Genomic DNA, 17,811 nt, shown 5'->3' with positions numbered 1-17,811 from the left:
CACGCCCCCATCGCCGGGTCCCGCGACGAGTACGCCGACGGCCTGCGGGACTGGATGACGGCCCACCCGTCGATCGTCCCGTTCCTCGGCTCCGTCGGCGGGCAGGACGTGGGGATGGCCTGGCTGGTCCTGGTCCCCCGCGTCCCGGACCCGCGCTCCTTCGACCGCCTCACCGGCGACATCCAGTCCGTCTACGTCCTCCCCGACCACCGGGACGCCGGCCTGGGCGCCCGTCTCGTGGACGCGGCCCTCGCCCACGCCCGAGGCGCCGGCTGCTTCCGGGTCACCGTCCACGCCCAACCGGCCGCCGCGTCCCTCTACGAGCGGGCCGGGTTCGCCGTCCGCCGCGAGCTCATGCTCACGCCACTCGACCGAACCCGGCCCCCCGGGGGCCCGTGACGTCGCCCGCGCAGGGCGGGGCGGGCGACGGTCGAGACGTCAGAAGGGGATCGGGACGTCGGCCCACGCGTCGCCGCGCGGGCTGCGTTCGTGCGGAGGGTTCGACGACATCGGTGCCGATGACGGTGGGGGTGTCAAAGGCGGGTCGTCGGGGTGGGTGCGGTGAACAGGCTCGGTAGTGCGGGTCCGGCCGGACGGGTCGGTCCAGGTGAGGGTGCCGTCAGGTGCCAGGGTGGGCCGCCAGTGGCCTTGCTGCTTGAGGCGGTGGTGGCGTCGGCAGAGCCCGGCGAGGTTGGCCGGTGTGGTGGGGCCGGTGGGCCAGGGCCGGACGTGGTCGAGGTCGCACCTCTCGGCGGGGCGGGTGCAGCCGTACATGCGGCAGGTCCCGTCCCGGACGGTCACGAGCTGCCGCATCTTGGCCGGTGGCCGGTAGGCGTCGGTGGTGATGGATGTGAGGGTGCCGGTGTCGGCGTCCAGGACCGCGCGGGCGACCTGCAGGGGGAGGGTGGACAGGATGCCGGCGACGGTGGTGGCGTCGACCCAGCCGAGGCCGGGCAGCTGCACCCCGGACACGAAGGCGGTGGCGCCGGTGTCGGCGCCGAGACGGGTCGGGGCCATCTCGACGGCGGTCGGCACGCCGGGGCCGTCGGCGCTCTCGTAGTCCGCGAACTCGTGCCAGCCGAGGTCTTCCTGGGTGTCGGCGGGCAGGTCGCCGACGCGGACCTCCTCACCGGTGGTGGCGTCGATGATCGTCTCGTCGGGGTCCCGCGGGGAGAACGTCCGCACGGTCGGTGCAGCCACGGGGTCGGGGGCGCCGGTGACGACGGGGACCCCGAGGGTCACCTGGGCGCTGACGCTCACGTTGCGGAGCAGGAGGTCACCGAAGGCGTCGGCCCGGGACTCGGGGACGGTGAGGGTGTCGTCGACGTCCCGGTACTCCGCGGCGAGAGACTCGACGGCGGTCCAGGCGGCCTTGCTGGTGGCGGTGGGCAGCAGGGCGAACCACTCGGTGAGGCCGTCCTCGCTCGGACACACCTCGACCGTCCGCACCTTCCGGGTCTTGGCGGCGTGCTCGGCGACCTGGTCGGCGGCGACCCGGGCCGCGATCCGGCGGGTCTCGGACGACACCCGCGCCGGGTCCATCCCCGCCAGGCGCGGCGCGAGCGAGGCGTCCACCCGGCCACACGCCTCGACGTCGAGGCCTGCGCAGGCGTCGAGGACCTTGTGCGCCGTCACCGCCGCCACCCCACCGTCCAGCACGAGCTCGAGGACCTGCGGGAAGCGGGCGGACAGCTTCGCCCCGAGCCGGACCTTCCGACCGGCGACACCCTCGGTGACCCCGGCCTCCATCGCCAGCATCGATGGCGCCATGCCGTCGACGAACCCCACCGGGTGGGTCCGCTCGATCACCCGGTCCGAGACCATCCGGCTCTCGAACCGCGCCCCGAACGCCGCGGCCACCGCGACGACACCCTCCAGAGTGTTGGCGACCTTCTGCGCCTCCCCGGCGACCTCGAACGCCTCCCGCGGATCCAGGCTCCGGCCGTGCTCGGCCAGGTCCTTCGCGAGCAGAACCGCATCGCCGCGCAGTGCGGCGATGCGGCTGCTCACGTCCCCCCGGTCCATGCCCCGATCATACCCGAACACGCGTACGACGACAAGAGTCGAAAGGCCCGTAAGACGGTGCGCAAGAACGATATTAGAAGAAGTTTCAGAGCGTCAAAATGCGGCCGGAGACCGCGTCGACGGCAGCTCGAACGACCGTGTTCGGAAGGCTCGAGAACGAGCACGAGAGCGTCCTCCAGCAGGCCGAACCCCTGGCTCGAGAGCCACCCGCCCAAAGAGGCCGGCACCGTGAGACGACCCACCACGGACTCCGTCCCAGGCCGCCGTGGACCCGACCACGATCCGAACGCCCGCCGGACACGACCGCCCCCATCTCGGATCACGTCTCAGGCTGCCGTCGACCCAGCCACGACCCCGAAAGAAGCCGGTGTCGAGACCCTGCCCCCACGCTGTCAGCCGGCCGGTCACGGTCGGACCGACCATGGGGACCACCGAGACCGCAGTCCACAAGAACGTCTTCAGGCCTCGTCACTCCGAGGTTGACGTCGGCACGTCAGCCCTCGGCGGGAGGACGTCAACACGTCAGCCCTCGGCGGGAGGACGTCGGGGACGTCAGCACTCCACGGGACGACGCCAGAGCTCGAGCGCCGCGACCCCGGCGAGCACCCCCGCGCCGAAGGACATGACTAGCCCCGGCCCCGGCATCCAGCCGGCGAAGCCGACGAGCGAGGCGAGGTGCACGACCTGCCACACCGACAGCGCGGCGGCGACGACGGCGAGGACCGCGCCCTGGAACGCCGACAGCCGGCGCTTCGGCAGCAGTGCCCCGGCGAGCGCGAAGAAGGCCGCGTAGGCCACCCACAGCCCGGCCCCGCGGGCCCCGTTGACCGTCCCCACACCGGTGTAGAGCCACGGCAGGAAGGCCCCGAGCAGGGCGATCCCCGACGCGAGCAGCAGCCGCTTGCGGGCCGGCTCGAGCCGGCGACGGACACGAGCGGGCGCAGGAGCGGCGGTGGTCTGCATGGCACGGATGGTAGGCCGGGCCCTTGGCACCCGTCCCCCGCGGCCCGCCCGCTGCGGGACGAGCGCGCCCTCCGGCACGACGAGCGGTCGCCGCGCACCGACCGTCCGCCGGGACCGACCGTTCGTCGTGCCGCGACCCCACCCGACGGGCCGCGCGGGCCGTTCGGCGCAGGTTCGGCGCGCCCCGCCTCGCACTTGTTGAGAACTTCTCAGGAGCCCTGTTCCATGGCGGCCAGCCGAGCCGGACACGGGGCTCGCACGGATTCGCAAGGAGGCGACGTCCGATGGACGACACACAGCGCCGAGAGTACTGGCGCAGAAACCTACGGCTCATGGCCGTCCTCTTGGTCATCTGGGCGCTGGTGTCGTACGGCGCCGGCATCCTCTTCGTCGACGCCCTGAACACCATCAGCTTCATCGGCTTCCCGCTCGGGTTCTGGTTCGCCCAGCAGGGCTCGATCATCGTGTTCGTCGTCCTCATCGCCGTCTACGTGTGGCAGATGGACAAGCTGGACAAGGAGTTCGGGGTCGACGAGGTCGAGAGCGAGGTGCACTCGTGAGCGACATCCAGCTGTGGACGCTGATCTTCGTCGTCATCACGTTCGCCCTCTACATCGTCATCGCCTACCGCAGCCGCGTCTCGGACACGGCCGGCTTCTACGTCGCGGGCGGTGGCATCCCGGCCTCGGCCAACGGCGCCGCCATCGCGGCGGACTGGATGAGCGCCGCGTCGTTCATCTCGCTCGCGGGCATCGTCGCGTTCGCCGGCAACGGCTACGCGGGGTCGGTGTACCTCATGGGCTGGACCGGCGGCTACGTGCTGCTGGCCCTGCTCCTCGCGCCCTACCTGCGCAAGTTCGGCAAGTACACGATCCCGGACTTCGTCGGTGACCGGTACAACGAGACCGCCCGCCTCGTCGCGGTCGTCGCGGCCATCGTCGTGTCGTTCGTCTACGTCGCGGGCCAGATGGCCGGCGTCGGCGTCGTCTTCACCCGCTTCCTCAGCGTCGACAAGACGACCGGCGTCATCATCGGCATGGCCATCGTGTTCTTCTACGCCGTCCTCGGCGGCATGAAGGGCATCACCTGGACCCAGGTGGCGCAGTACACGGTGCTCATCATCGCCTACCTCATCCCGGCGGTCGCGGTCTCCGCGAAGGTCACCGGCATCGCGCTCCCGCAGATCGGCTTCGGCACGATCCTCAGCGAGCTCAACGGGCTGCAGCAGGACCTCGGCATCGCGCAGTACACGGAGGCCTTCACCCAGACCTCGAGGGCGAACATGGTCCTCATCACCGCGGCGCTGATGTTCGGCACCGCCGGTCTGCCCCACGTCATCGTCCGCTTCTACACGGCGAAGTCGGTGCGCGCGGCGCGGTTCTCGGCGCTGTGGGCGCTGTTCTTCATCGCCATCCTCTACACGACGGCCCCGTCGGTGGCGGCGTTCTCGAAGTACAACATCATCGACGAGCTCGGCGGCACCCAGGGCATCCCGCTCTCGCAGGCCCCCGACTGGTTCAACACCTGGGCGGGCGTCGGCCTCATCACCCAGGCCGGCGAGGCCGCGGCCCCGATCTCGGAGCTGGCCCCGGACTCGGTCATCAGGTTCACCGACGTGACGATCAACAACGACATCATCGTCCTCGCCAGCCCGGAGATCGGCGGCCTCCCCGCCCCGATCGTCGGTCTCGTGGCGGCCGGTGCGCTCGCGGCGGCGCTGTCGACCGCCTCGGGCCTGCTGCTCGTCATCTCCTCGTCGGTCGCCAACGACGTCTACTACAAGAAGATCAACCCGCAGGCGTCGGAGAAGCAGCAGCTGCTCGTCGGCCGCATCGCGATGGCGGCGGCGATCGTCGTCGCCGGCTACCTCGGCATCAACCCTCCGGGGTTCGTCGCCCAGGTCGTCGCGCTCGCGTTCGGGTTGGCGTGCGCCAGCTTCTTCCCGGCGCTCGTCCTCGGCATCTTCTGGAAGAACTGCACGGCCATCGGCGCGATGACCGGCATGATCGTCGGCCTCGGCGTGACGATGGCGTACATGTTGTGGACGATCGACATCTACGGCAACTCCGACGGCATCTTCGGCATCCCGGAGACCGGGTTCGGCACGGTCGGCATGATCATCAACTTCGTCGTGACCATCGCGGTCTCGAAGGTGACACCGAAGCCGTCCGCCGAGATGCAGGAGCTCGTGGAGGAGATCCGCTACCCCGGCCGCTCGCGTCTCGTCGCGGCGCACGCGGAGGGCAAGGACCTGCACTGACGGTCCGCCTCCCCCGGACGCCCTGGCCCGGTGACCGCTCAGGTCACCGGGCCGGTGGCATGTCCGGGGCCGCTCGGCCGACCGCCCCTCAGTCGGCGGCCGGCACCTCGCCGGGGGCCAGCTCGGCCTCGAGCGCGGCGACGATCCGCGGGCGCAGCTCCTCGGGCGCGACGACGGCGTCCACCGACCCGACCTCGACCGCCCGGTGGATGTCGTGGACCCGGTCGAACTCCGCCGCGACGACGCCGAGCATCTCGGCCCGCACCGCCTGGCGCACCGTCGCGAGCTCGGTGGCGAGCACCGGGCGCTGCGCGACGTCGGCCTCGCGCAGCCGGGCCTCGAGGTCGGCGACCCGGGGGTCGGCCGAGGTCCGGGCGTCGACGTCGCGGGCGAAGACGACGGCCGCGGCGGGGGCGCCGCCGAGCACCGAGGCGAAGGACCCCTCGACGGCGAGGACCGTCATCCGCGGGTTGAGCCGCTTGGAGAACACGACGAACGCGCCGCCGTGGTAGCGGGAGACGACGACGAACACGATCGGTCCCTCGAAGTTCACGACGGCCCGGCCGATCTCGGCGCCGTACTCCAGCTGGAGGCTGCGCATCGACTCCGGGGAGCCGTCGAACCCGGACAGGTTGGCCAGGACCACGAGCGGGCGGTTGCCCGAGGCGGCGTTGATGGCCCGCGCGGCCTTCTTCGACGAGCGCGGGAACAGCGTCCCGGCCGTGTAGGTGTCCGGGCCGTCGGTGGGCGGGAACCCGCGCCGCGGCACCGTCCGCGACTCGATGCCGAGCAGCGCCACGGGGATGCCACCGATCCGGGCGTCCTGGACGACCGCGGTCTCGGCGTCGGCCATGCCGGCCCAGCGCTCGAGCACCCCGTGGTCCTGGTCGGCGACGGCCCGCATGACGGTGCGGATGTCGAAGGCCTTCTTGCGGTCCGGGTTCTTCGTCGACGAGAACACGTCGCCGACCGTCGTGAACTCGCTGCCCTCCATGACGTGCGGGAAGGTCGTCACGTCGCGGTCGACCGGGTCGGTCGTGGGCGCGCGCCGCGGTCCGGCCTCGCCCGGCGCCACCCACGTCGACTCGTAGTGCGACAGCAGCACCCCGTAGGCGTCGGCCAGGTCCTTGGCCCAGTACTGCGCCTGGCCGTTCGGGCCCATGACGCGGTCGTAGCCGCCGATGCCGTAGTTGTCCTCGGCGCTCACCCCCCCGGAGAAGTCCAGCGACTGCTTGCCGGTGAGCACCATCGCCGAGTCCGGCGTCATGACGAGGATGCCGCGGGTGTGCATGAGCATCGTCGCCTCGGCGTTCCAGTACGGCTGGGCGCCGACGTTGATCCCCGCGACGACGACGTTGATCTCGCCTCCGGCCTGGGTGAACTCGACGATCCGCTTGAGCGCGGCTGCCACCCAGTCCATGTTCTCGGTGCCGGAGTCCATCGCGATCCGGGCGCCGGCGGACAGGGCGAACCACTCGACCGGCAGCCCGCGCTCCTGCGCGAGGTCGAGGGCGGCGATGACCCGGCGGCACTCGGCCTCGGCCACCGAGCCCAGCGAGCGCAGCGGGTCGCCGCAGAGCAGGACCCGGGTGATGCCGTCCGGGTGCAGCGGGGTCGGGGTGGTGACGACGCCGCAGATGATGCCGGCGGTGTTCTCGCCGTAGGGCCGGTCGACGGGCGCGAGCCGGCCGGAGTCGTCGAGGTCGTACTCGACGGCCTCGCCGCCCCCGCCGGAGATCATCGACACGAGCTCGTAGGGGTAGACCAACCCGCGGCGGCGGGCGCGCACGACCTTCTCGGCGTAGGCGTCCAGGGGCTTCAGGCGCTCGGTCGGCGGGGACTCGACGGTGAAGGTCACGCCCGAGCCCGGCTGGTAGGTGAACCGGGCGCAGATCGGGACGGTGTGGTCGTTGTCGCCCGCGATCGAGCCCTCGACCCGGACCTCCTCGATGCCGGCGCCGGCCGTCATCGGCGCGATCCGGCCCTGGAGCGCGGTCAGCTGGTCGAGGTCGGCCTCGACCGGCGGCCAGATGTGCAGCCACACGTGGTTCATGTCGAGGCGCGCCCCGCCGCCGATCGACCCGCGGGCCCGGCGGACCGCCTCCAGGCAGTTGGCGATGGCCCGCTCGACGTGCGGCAGCGAGGACACCCGGCCGTCGTCGTCGCGGACGACGACGAGCTGGCGCACCTGGGCCAGGGCGACGAGCCGCTGGTCCTGGGGGTTGCCCCGCGCGACCGCGTGCAGCAGGAGGACGTCGTCCGGGGCGTCGAGCCGGGTGAGGTCGAAGTCGCGCAGCCGCCAGAGGTTGAGGCGGCGCCCGACCATCGGGTGCACCCCACGCACCGGGAGGTCCTCCTCCAGCGTGCCGTCCGGCTGCGGGCGGAAGGTGAAGTAGCCGACCTCGCGGCCCTCGGGGGGGACGACGCCGACCGCGACCCGGCGCACGCTGCGGGTGAAGGCCATCGGGGTGAGCCGGGCCGCGAGCGCGGCGGCGGCCTCGTCGGCGTCGGCGGAGACGTCCGCGTCGTGGACGTAGAGGTCGACGACGACGTCGTGGCCGTCCGGGCGGTCGGCCACGGCCCGCTCCAGCAGGCCGGCGAGCGGGCCGTCGGGGGTGAGCTCGTCCGCCGTGGCGACGGTGCTGACCAGCCGGGTGTCGCGCTCGTCCAGCCGGTAGTCGGCGACCGTGACGGCACGGCCGTCGACGGACTCCTCGTGCAGGCCCTCGAGGTGGTACTCGCGGTAGTGGCGCTTGACGAGCACCTCGAGCATCGGCTCGCGCTCGGGCACCCCGTGGCGCAGCCGGTCGCCGAGGAAGCGGACGATCCGCTCGGGGATCGCGGCCAGGGCGTCGACCCGGGCGGTGCGCTCCGGGCCGGCGAGGAGGGCGTCGATCTCCTCCAGCTCGGTGCCGACGGAGCCGAGCACGGAGGCGCGGTCGGCGTCGACGAGCGGCTGGTCGAACCAGCGGAAGCGGACGCTGCGGGCGAGGTCGCCGACGATCGGGAAGCGCAGCTGGGTGGCGACGACGAGGCGGTCCAGCAGGTCGCGGACGCGGGCGTCGTCCGGCGGCTCGGGGGCGGGCTCGGCCAGCCAGCGCCGCAGGATCGCCGTGGTCATCGCGACCTCGGGCGCCGAGCGCTGCTGGGAGAGGAACACCCGGAACACCGCGGCCTCGAGCTCGGGGGTGCGGTCCAGGCCGGACACGCCGTGGTGCAGCAGGACCCGCTCGAGCCGGGCGACGAAGTCTGCGGGCAGCCCGCCGCGCTCGGCGTCGAGGGTCTGCAGGAAGGTGCGGAAGTGCTCGCGCGGGCTGTGCACCCGGTTCTCGACGTGCGTCTCCTGCCCCACGGGGCGGTTGCGGCCGAGCTCGGCGAGGTCGGCGAAGCAGGTGAGCAGACCGATCTCGTCGCGGACGGCCGGGGTCCCCTCGGCCACGAGCTCGTCGCGGGCGGCGAGGTACTGCTCCAGGGCCCGGCCCTCGTGCGTCGGGTCGAGGTCGTAGCCGAGGATCATCGCCGAGAGGTCGGCGCGGCCGCGGGCGGCCCGGGCGGCGGCGTCGCCGTCGCTCGCGAGGTCCGGCAGGTCGAGGTCGACGGCCTCGCCCGCCACGGCCTCGGCCTCCGTGCCGTCGCCCACCGGCTCGAGGCGGACCAGCGGCGCACCGGTCTCGACCTGGCTGCCGGTGGCGACGAGCAGCTCCTTGACGACCGCCGGGAACGGCGCCGGCAGCACCGTCTCCATCTTCATCGACTCCAGGACGAGCACGGGGCTCCCGGCGGCGACCTCGCCGCCGACCGGCACCGGCGTCGCGACGACGAGCGCCGGGGCGGGTGAGCGCAGCACCCCGCCCTCGTCGCGGCTCACCCGGTGGGTGATGCCGTCGACCTCGACGAGCTGCACCGGCCCGTGCGCGGCGGTGACGAGCCGGTGGGTGCGCCCGCCGACGGTGATCCGGCTCGCGTAGGTGCCGAGACGCTCGAGCTCGGCCTCGACCGTGGCGCCGGTCCCCGCGGGGTCGGCCACGGTGACCCGGAAGCGGGAGGGCCCGGTGCGCAGCACCGTCAGCTTGTACGCCGTGCCGCGCAGGGTGAGGTCGACCGCCCGGCCGACCGTGTGCTGCACCTGGGGGCGCCCGCCGCGTGCCGTCTCCAGCAGGCGGGTCTGCTCCAGCCGCTCGGCGTCGAGGGAGGACTCGATGCCCGCCGCGACGAGGGCGATGCCGGAGTGCTCGGTGGCGACGAGGCGGCCCTCGGCCCGCACCCGGTCGATCCACCCGGTGTCGGCCGTGCCGTCGACGACCTCGGGCTGGTCGAGCAGCTCGAGGATGAAGGACTTGTTCGTCGCGCCGCCCTCGATGACGACGGTCGTCTCGCGCATCGCCCGCCGCAGCCGGGCCAGGGCCTGCTGCCGGTCGGCACCGGACGCGATGACCTTGGCGATCATCGAGTCGAAGTCCGCGGGGATGGAGTCGCCCTCGGCGACACCGGTGTCGACCCGGATGCCGGGGCCGGCGGGCAGCTCGAGGTGGGCGATCCGGCCCGGGGCGGGCGCGAAGTCGCGGTCGGGGTCCTCGGCGTTGAGCCGGGCCTCGACGGCGTGCCCGAGCTCCTCGGGGCGCTCGCCCTCGAGCCGGCCGCCCTCGGCGACGTGGAGCTGGAGGCGGACGAGGTCGGTGCGGGTGACGATCTCGGTGATGGGGTGCTCGACCTGGAGGCGGGTGTTGACCTCGAGGAACGCGAACAGCCGGTCGCCCGGGTGGTAGAGGAACTCGACGGTGCCGGCGCCGGCGTACCCGACGGCGACGGCGAGCCGCTCCGCGGAGGCCTTGAGCTCGGCGGCCTGATCGGCGTCGAGCAGGGGCGAGGCCGACTCCTCGATGACCTTCTGGTTGCGGCGCTGCACCGAGCAGTCGCGCACGCCGATGGCCCACGCGGTGCCCTGGCCGTCGGCGATGACCTGCACCTCGACGTGCCGGGCGCCGGTGACGAGCTTCTCGAGGAAGACGATGCCCGAGCCGAAGGCGCGCTCGGCCTCGTCGCGGGTGCGCTGGTAGGCGTCCTCGAGCTCGGCGTCGGAGCCGACCTTGCGGATGCCGCGCCCGCCGCCGCCGGCCGTCGCCTTGAGCATCAGCGGGTAGCCGATGTCGGCGGCCGCGGCCTTGGCCTCCTCGAGGGTGTCGACGCCGCCGCGGCTCCACGGCGCGACGGGGACGCCGACCTCCTCGGCGATGAGCTTGGAGCCGATCTTGTCGCCGAGCTTGCGCATGGCCTCGGGGCTCGGGCCGATGAACGTCACCCCGATCTCGCGGCACAGCTCGGCGAAGCGCGGGTCCTCGGCGACGAAGCCCCAGCCGACCCACACGGCGTCGGCGCGGGTCTCCAGCAGCGCCGTGCGCAGCCGCTCCAGGTCCAGGTACGGACGCTCCGAGGCGGGCCCGAGGTCGAAGGCCAGGTCGGACTCGCGGACGAACATCGCCGTCCGCTCACCCTCGGTGTGCAGCGCGACGACCTCGGTCCGCGGCTCCCCCGGCGGCTGCTCCGCGTTGAGGTCGCGCACGGCGTGCACGAGCCGCATCGCGGACTCTCCACGGTTGACGACGGCGATGCGCGCGAACATGGGCCGAGCCTGCCACCGATCTCGGGTGACGCGCGAGTAGCGCTCGCCCGCGCTCGTTCTCGGTCTCCGGGGCGGTCGCAGAGTCACGCGCGTCCTAGTCGAGCACCCGCCACTGCCGGCCGTCGAGGAGCTCCCGGACGGCGTCGAGGTGGCCCGCGTGGACCGCGGTCTCGGTGAGGACGTGGAGGACGACCTCGCGCACCGTCCCCATCCGCCAGGCGCCGAACATGTCCTCGGGCCACCAGGCGGGTGCGTCGTCGAGGTCCACGCCGGCGAGCACGGCGTCGGCCTGCTGGGCGGCCCGTTCGTAGGTGCCGACCACCGAGGCGCCCGTGGCGTTCTTCGGGACCTCCCAGCCGTTCCCGAGCCCGGCGATCGTCGCCTCGTCGCCACCGACGACACAGGCGAACCAGAACGCCTCGTCGTCCACCGCCAGGTGGTGCACCAGCTGCAGCAGCGACCAGCCGGACGGCAGGACCGCCCGTCGCAGCTGCTCCTCGTCCAGGCCCTCGAGCATGGTGAGGACGTGACGCCGCTGGGCCGCGAGGTGGCCGAGCAGCACCTCCTTCTCGGACGGGGTGTCGGCCATGGTCGGGGGTCCCTTCTCCGGGTCGCCGGTCGGTCGCTCCAGCCTAGGTCGCGCCCGACGGGCCGCGGGTCGAGCCGCGCGTGGTCGTCGCAGCGGATGCGCGCAGGCCCCGGCTCTGCGACAATGCGCGCGTGTCCGAACCCGAGGCGGCCGGGCCGGTCCCGGCCCGCCGTCGACGCCGCTCGACGGTCGTCCTCGCCGGGGCACTGGCGGTCGTCGTCGTGCTCGCCGTGCTCCTCTTCACCCCGGTCCTCGACGACTCGCTCGACGTGCAGATGGACCCCGCCTCCTCGTACGAGGACGCCCTGCGTCGCGCCGACGCCCTCCGCGCCCAGGACGGCCCGGACGTCAACCCGGTCTGCCGCAGCCGGGTCGACGTCCACGGCTCGCGGACCCCGCGCGCGGTCGTCCTGCTCCACGGGTACACCAACTGCCCCGCGCAGTTCGCCGCCCTCGCCGACGCCTACGCCGCGGCGGGGTGGAGCGTCGTCGTCCCGCGGCTGCCCGGACAGGGCGAGGCCGACCGGCTGACCGACGCCCTGTCGTCCGTGACGCCGGGCGCCCTCGTCGACACCGCCGAGGAGGCGGCCGACATCGCGGCCGGCCTGGGCGAGCGGGTGAGCGTCGTCGGTCTGTCCGGGGGCGGGACGCTCGCCGCGTGGCTGGCCGCCGAGCGCGACGACGTCGCCGAGGCCACCCTCATCGCGCCGCTCGTCGTCCCCAGGGTCCTCCCCGAGTTCGGCGTGGGGCCGGTGTCCCGGGCCTTCCGCTACACCCCGGACGTCTTCCTGTGGTGGGACCCCGCGCAGAAGGAGCGGCTGGCCGACCCGCCGTACGCCTACCCCCGCTACTCGCTGCGCTCGATCGGGGCCTACCTGGCGGTCGGCCGGGCCGCCCAGCAACCCCCGCGACGGAAGACCCGGCTCGAGCGGCTGGTCGTCGTGACGAACGAGAACGACGCCGCGGTGAGCAACGTCGGGGTCGACCGGATCGGTGCCGCCCTCACCCTCCCGGGCGTCGAGCGCGAGGACGTCGTCATCCCCCGTGCGACCGGCTGGAAGCACGACCTCGTCGACCCCCAGGGCGAGAACGCGGCCGTCATCCCGCAGATCTACGCCCGCCTCGGACCCCTCGTCGGTCTGCCCGACCTCGCCCGCCCGGCGACCTGAGCCGGGGACGGAAGGAGCCCCGCAGCCGTCTCGACGACGACCACGGGGCTCCGGGCACGGGGTGGCAGGTGAAGGATTCGAACCTTCGAAGCTTTCGCGACGGATTTACAGTCCGCTCCCATTGGCCGCTCGGGCAACCTGCCTGGTGCGCATGGAAGGATAGCAAGCCGCATCCGCGCCGCCGAATCGTCTCCAGGAGGGCCCGTGGCCGACAGCAGCTTCGACATCGTGAGCCAGTACGACAAGCAGGAGGTCGCCAACGCGGTGAACAACGCCGCCAAGGAGATCTCCACCCGCTACGACTTCAAGGGCGTCGGGGCGAGCGTCGAGCTCGCGGGTGAGGTCATCCGCATGGAGGCCTCCACCGAGGAGCGCTGCACGGCCGTCCTCGACGTCGTGCAGACCTGGCTGGTGCGCCGCAAGGTCTCCCTCAAGCACCTCGAGGTGCCCGAGGCCGGGCCGCGGGTGTCGGGCAAGGAGTACAAGCTCGACGTGCCGCTCAAGGAGGGCATCTCGAGCGAGAACGCGAAGAAGATCACGAAGATCCTGCGCGACGAGGGCCCGAAGTCGGTGAAGACCCAGATCCAGGGCGACGAGGTGCGGGTGACGAGCAAGTCCCGGGACGACCTCCAGGCCGTGCAGCGGCTGCTCAAGGAGCAGGACCTCGACATCGCCCTCACGTACACGAACTACCGCTGAGGGCCGCCGCGGGCGGGCGCTGTCCAACCCGCCCTCCGGTCTCCCGGATGTCGGGAGGCTGACGTAGCGTGAAGTGATGAGCGACCCCACGGTTCCCGCGGCCACCACGCCGCACACGCCGCCGCCGTCCGCCGCCACCGTCGGCGAGCTGCGCGCCTCCGGGCACGAGGCCCGTTCGCTGCGCGACGAGATCCGCGCCAACCTCCTCGCCGCCCTGCGCGAGGGCCGTGACCCCTGGCCCGGCCTGCACGGCTTCGAGAACACCGTGATCCCCCAGCTGGAGCGGGCCCTGCTCGCCGGCCACGACGTCGTCCTGCTCGGCGAGCGCGGCCAGGGCAAGACCCGGCTCCTGCGCAGCCTCGTCGGGCTGCTCGACGAGTGGACGCCCGTCATCGACGGCTCCGAGCTCGGCGAGCACCCCTACGAGCCCATCACCGTCGAGTCCCGCCGGCGAGCAGCCGAGCTCGGCGACGCCCTGCCGGTCGCCTGGCGCCACCGCGACGCCCGGTACGCCGAAAAGCTCGCCACCCCGGACACCTCCGTCGCCGACCTCATCGGCGACGTCGACCCGATGCGCGTCGCCGAGGGCCGCCGCCTCGGCGACCCCGAGACCATCCACTTCGGGCTCATCCCGCGCAGCCACCGCGGCATCGTCGCCGTCAACGAGCTGCCCGACCTCGCCGAGCGCATCCAGGTCGCGATGCTCAACGTCATGGAGGAGCGCGACATCCAGATCCGCGGCTACGTGCTGCGCCTCCCCCTCGACGTCCTCGTCGTCGCCTCGGCCAACCCCGAGGACTACACGAACCGCGGCCGGATCATCACCCCGCTCAAGGACCGCTTCGGCGCCGAGATCCGCACCCACTACCCGCGCGAGCTCGAGGCCGAGGTCGCGGTCATCCGCCAGGAGGCCGACCTCGTCGCCACCGTGCCGGACGCGCTCGTCGAGATCATCGCCCGCTTCACCCGTGGGCTGCGGGCCTCCGGCTCGGTCGACCAGCGCTCCGGCGTCTCGGCCCGCTTCGCCATCGCCGCCGCCGAGACCGTCGCCGCCGCCGCCCTGCGCCGGGCCACCACCCAGGGCGAGGAGCAGGCCGTGGCCCGGGTCGTCGACCTCGAGGCCGCCCTCGAGGTGCTGCGCGGCAAGGTCGAGCTCGAGACCGGGGAGGAGGGCCGCGAGCGCGAGATCCTCGGCCACCTGCTGCGCTCCGCCACCGCCGAGACCTGCCGGAACCGCCTCGGCGGGGTCGACCTCGCGCTGCTCGTCGACGCCATCGAGAACGGCGCCATGGTCACCACCGGCGAACGCGTCGGCGCCCGGGAGTTCCTCGAGGGGCTGCCCGTCCTCGGCGAGTCCGACGTCTACGACACCGTGAGCGAGCGGCTCGGCGCCCGGAGCGACGGGGAGATCGCCAGCGCGATCGAGCTCGCGCTCGAGGGTCTCTACCTCGCCCGCCGGATCGGCAAGGACAGCGACGGCCAGGAGACCGTCTATGGCTGACCGGCCCGCCGGGGGTCCCGCGGCCAGGGGTCCCGCCGCCGGCGGCCGGTCCCGCTTCACCCGGTACACCGGCGGCGACCCGCTTGCCCCGCCGGTCGACCTGCGCGAGGCGCTCGACGCCATCGGCGAGGACGTCATGGCCGGCTACTCCCCCGAGCGCGCCATGCGCGAGCTCCTGCGGCAGGGCACCCGCGAGCGCACCGGCCTCGACGAGCTCGCCCGGCGCGTCGCCGAGAAGCGGCGCGAGATGCTCAAGCGCAACAACCTCGACGGCACGATGGAGCAGGTCCGTGAGCTGCTCGACGAGGCCGTGCTGGCCGAGCGCAAGCAGCTGGCCCGCGACCTCGACGACGACGCCCGCTTCGCCGAGATGCGCATCGAGAACCTGCCGCCCACGCCGGCGGCGGCCGTCAGCGAGCTGTCCGACTACCCGTGGCGCTCCTCCGAGGGCCGGGAGAAGTACGAGCAGATCAAGGACCTCCTCGGGCGCGAGATGCTCGACCAGCGGTTCGCCGGCATGAAGCAGGCGCTGGAGAACGCCTCGGACGCCGACCGGGCCGCCGTCAACGAGATGCTGAGCGACCTCGGCGACCTCCTCGAGGCCCACGCGCGCGGCGAGGACACCTCCGAGCAGTTCCGCCAGTTCATGGACCAGCACGGGGACTTCTTCCCGGAGAACCCGAAGGACGTCGACGAGCTGGTCGACGCCCTGGCCCAGCGGGCGGCCGCCGCCCAGCGGATGATGAACTCGATGAGCCCGGAGCAGCGCCAGGAGCTCATGGAGCTCTCGCAGCAGGCGTTCGGCAGCCCGCAGCTCATGGAGTCGCTCTCGCGCATCGACGGCCTGCTCCAGGGCCTGCGGCCCGGCGAGGACTGGGGTGGCTCGGAGCGCTTCGAGGGCGAGCAGGGCCTCGGCCTCGGCGACGGGACCGGGGTGCTCCAGGACCTCGCGGAGCTCGACGCCCTCGCCGAGCAGCTGTCGCAGAGCAACCCCGGCGCGCGGATGGAGGACGTCGACCTCGACGCCCTGGCCCGTCAGCTCGGGCAGGACTCCGCCGTCGACGCCCGGGCCCTCGCCGACCTCGAGCGCGCGCTGCGCGACACCGGCATGCTCACCCGCTCCGCCGACGGGTCGCTCAAGCTCTCCCCCAAGGCGATGCGCGAGCTCGGCAAGTCGCTGCTGCGCGACGTCGCCGGGCGGCTGTCGAACCGCGGCGGACAGCGGGACGTGCGCCAGGCCGGCGCCGCCGGCGAGGCCAGCGGCGCGACCCGGCCCTGGGAGTTCGGCGACACCGAGCCCTGGGACACCACCCGCACGATGACCAACGCCATCACCCGGGTGGCCGGTGAGGGCGGCGACCCGCGCGGCGGGCTGCGGCTGCAGATCGGCGACGTCGAGGTCACCGAGACCGAGGCGCGCACCCAGGCCGCCGTCGCGCTGCTCGTCGACACCTCGTTCTCGATGGCCATGGACGGGCGCTGGGTGCCGATGAAGCGCACCGCGCTCGCGCTGCACCAGCTGATCTCCACGCGCTTCCGCAACGACCACCTGCAGCTGGTGTCCTTCGCCCGCTACGCGCAGACGATGGACATCGAGACCCTCACCGCGCTGGACGCCGAGTGGGACAAGGGCACGAACCTGCACCACGCCCTGCTGCTGGCCAACCGGCACTTCCGCCGGCACCCGAACGCCCAGCCGGTGCTCCTCGTCGTCACCGACGGCGAGCCCACCTCGCACCTCGAGCCCGGCGGGTCGGTCTTCTTCGACTACCCGCCGCACCCGCGCACCCTGGCCCTCGCGGTCAACGAGCTCGACGCCTCGACCCGGCTCGGCGCGCAGGTGACGTTCTTCCGGCTCGGCGAGGACCCCGGGCTCGCCCGGTTCGTCGACTCGATGGCGCGGCGGGCCGGCGGTCACGTCGTCGCCCCGGAGCTCGGCGACCTCGGGGCCGCGGTCGTCGGGTCCTACCTCGGCGGGCGCACCGGCGGCCAGGCCGCCTTCGGCTCCTACCGCGACCTGTTCGAGGGTCGCGGCTTCTGGGCCGGTTGAGCCGAGCCGAGTGAGCCGGGCCGGCTGAGCCTTGCCGGTCGGGTCCGTCCGGAGGCAGAAGGCTCCGCCCGCGACGCGGTGGTGCCTGCTCCCAAGCGTTGCCCTCTGGCGCGGGAGGCAGAGTGCGCCGCCGAGCGGATCGCTCCCTATCCGGATGCGTCTTCTGCCGGTGTGTCCTCCTTGGGGCGGAGGGCGGAAGTCGGACGGTGTCCTTGGTGGGGAACGCTCCCGCAGCGGAACGGATTGCTTCCGACACGGACGCATCTCCCACCAGGGGCACGATCCGGACGCATCTCCCATCAGGGGCACCCACTGAGGCGGGAGCGGGAGGCGAGGAGCGGGGGTAAGTCGGATGGGGTCCCTCACGGCAAACGCTCCCGCAGCGGAACGGACCGCTTTCGATCCGAACGCATCTCGCACCAGGGGCACCCACTGGGGCAGGAGGCGGAGGCGGAGGGCGGAAGGCGGACGGTGTCCCTCGTGGGAACGCTCCCGCAGCAGAACGGATTGCTTCCGATCCGGACGCATCTCCCACCAGGGGCACCCACCAAGGTAGGAGGCGGAGGCGGGAGGCGGAGGGCGGAAGTCGGACGGTGTCCCTCATAGCAAACGCTCCCGCGGCGGAACGGATCGCTTCCGATCCCGATGCATCTCTCACCGGGGTTACCTACTGAGGCGGGAGGCGGGAGGCGCGAGGCGGGAGGCGGGAGGCGGAAGGCGGAAGCCAGAAGTCGGAGGGCGGACGTCGGTAAGAGTCCCGCGGAGTGGTGGGCTTTGAGGTCATCTCGATGCCTACCGGTCAGCCCTTGCTGAGGGCGACGTGGTCATCATTGCCGGTTGTGCCGATCTTGGCCATGGATGCCTCGGAGAGGTAGCGGCGTTCGTCGGTGGCCCACTCGTCGTGGGTGTCGGCCAGGACGGCTCCGATGAGGCGG

11 protein-coding genes, 1 tRNA gene and 1 pseudogene are annotated in these 17,811 nt (G+C 73.0%); 7 read left to right on the top strand and 6 right to left on the bottom strand.

Annotation, left to right across the window (positions count from 1 at the left end):
* The coding region (locus EPD83_RS17840) for a GNAT family N-acetyltransferase (protein ID WP_165566952.1) at positions 1 to 399 on the top strand (399 nt) is incomplete at its 5' end.
* Between the two features lie 39 nt (positions 400 to 438).
* Here the strand turns inward: EPD83_RS17840 and EPD83_RS17835 are convergent.
* Positions 439 to 2,025, bottom strand: a complete 1,587-nt coding sequence (locus EPD83_RS17835) for an HNH endonuclease signature motif containing protein (protein ID WP_128367646.1) — start codon at positions 2,023 to 2,025, stop codon at positions 439 to 441.
* 552 nt (positions 2,026 to 2,577) lie between these two features.
* The gene (locus EPD83_RS17830) at positions 2,578 to 2,988 is read right to left on the bottom strand and encodes a hypothetical protein (protein WP_164896654.1); all 411 of its coding nucleotides are present in this window, start codon (positions 2,986 to 2,988) and stop codon (positions 2,578 to 2,580) included.
* A 284-nt stretch (positions 2,989 to 3,272) separates the two neighbouring features.
* On the opposite strand from EPD83_RS17830, the gene EPD83_RS17825 reads away from it, so the two are divergent.
* Positions 3,273 to 3,548: a DUF4212 domain-containing protein gene (locus EPD83_RS17825; RefSeq protein WP_128367949.1), complete on the top strand. Its 276-nt coding sequence runs from the start codon at positions 3,273 to 3,275 to the stop codon at positions 3,546 to 3,548.
* On the top strand, positions 3,545 to 5,248 hold the full coding sequence (locus EPD83_RS17820) for a sodium:solute symporter family protein (protein ID WP_128367950.1): 1,704 nt from the start codon (positions 3,545 to 3,547) through the stop codon (positions 5,246 to 5,248). Before EPD83_RS17825 ends, EPD83_RS17820 begins: the two co-directional genes overlap by 4 nt.
* 88 nt (positions 5,249 to 5,336) lie before the next feature.
* Here EPD83_RS17820 and EPD83_RS17815 read toward each other — a convergent pair whose 3' ends face one another.
* Positions 5,337 to 10,868 carry an ATP-binding protein gene (locus EPD83_RS17815; protein WP_165566951.1) on the bottom strand — a complete coding sequence of 1,844 codons (5,532 nt, stop codon included), beginning with the start codon at positions 10,866 to 10,868 and terminating at the stop codon, positions 5,337 to 5,339.
* A 94-nt stretch (positions 10,869 to 10,962) separates the two neighbouring features.
* Positions 10,963 to 11,457 carry a DinB family protein gene (locus EPD83_RS17810; protein ID WP_128367257.1) on the bottom strand — a complete coding sequence of 165 codons (495 nt, stop codon included), beginning with the start codon at positions 11,455 to 11,457 and terminating at the stop codon, positions 10,963 to 10,965.
* 131 nt (positions 11,458 to 11,588) lie between these two features.
* On the opposite strand from EPD83_RS17810, the gene EPD83_RS17805 reads away from it, so the two are divergent.
* Positions 11,589 to 12,626, top strand: coding sequence for an alpha/beta hydrolase (locus tag EPD83_RS17805; protein WP_128367256.1), 1,038 nt, complete (start codon positions 11,589 to 11,591; stop codon positions 12,624 to 12,626).
* Positions 12,627 to 12,688: 62 nt separating this feature from the next.
* On the opposite strand, the gene EPD83_RS17800 is transcribed toward EPD83_RS17805, so the two are convergent.
* Positions 12,689 to 12,769 (bottom strand) — tRNA-Tyr (locus tag EPD83_RS17800).
* 61 nt (positions 12,770 to 12,830) lie between these two features.
* Here EPD83_RS17800 and EPD83_RS17795 point away from each other — a divergent pair.
* The 3 genes from EPD83_RS17795 to EPD83_RS17785 all read left to right on the top strand — a co-directional run bounded on the left by EPD83_RS17795 (position 12,831) and on the right by EPD83_RS17785 (position 16,876).
* Positions 12,831 to 13,325, top strand: coding sequence for a YajQ family cyclic di-GMP-binding protein (locus EPD83_RS17795; RefSeq protein WP_164896598.1), 495 nt, complete (start codon positions 12,831 to 12,833; stop codon positions 13,323 to 13,325).
* A gap of 76 nt (positions 13,326 to 13,401) precedes the next feature.
* Positions 13,402 to 14,826, top strand: coding sequence for an AAA family ATPase (locus tag EPD83_RS17790; RefSeq protein WP_128367641.1), 1,425 nt, complete (start codon positions 13,402 to 13,404; stop codon positions 14,824 to 14,826).
* A complete protein-coding gene (locus tag EPD83_RS17785; protein WP_128367640.1) occupies positions 14,819 to 16,876 on the top strand; it encodes a vWA domain-containing protein in 2,058 nt (685 codons plus the stop codon). The genes EPD83_RS17790 and EPD83_RS17785 overlap by 8 nt, the downstream gene beginning before the upstream one ends.
* Positions 16,877 to 17,675: 799 nt before the next feature.
* Here the strand turns inward: EPD83_RS17785 and EPD83_RS17780 are convergent.
* Positions 17,676 to 17,811: pseudogene (locus tag EPD83_RS17780) on the bottom strand (IS256 family transposase); the annotation flags it as partial.

This window comes from Phycicoccus flavus, assembly GCF_004025965.2.
Taxonomy (GTDB): Bacteria; Actinomycetota; Actinomycetes; order Actinomycetales; family Dermatophilaceae; genus Phycicoccus; species Phycicoccus flavus.
The sequence above is the reverse complement of the archived record's forward strand: the minus strand, read 5'-3'. Positions and strand labels throughout refer to the sequence as shown.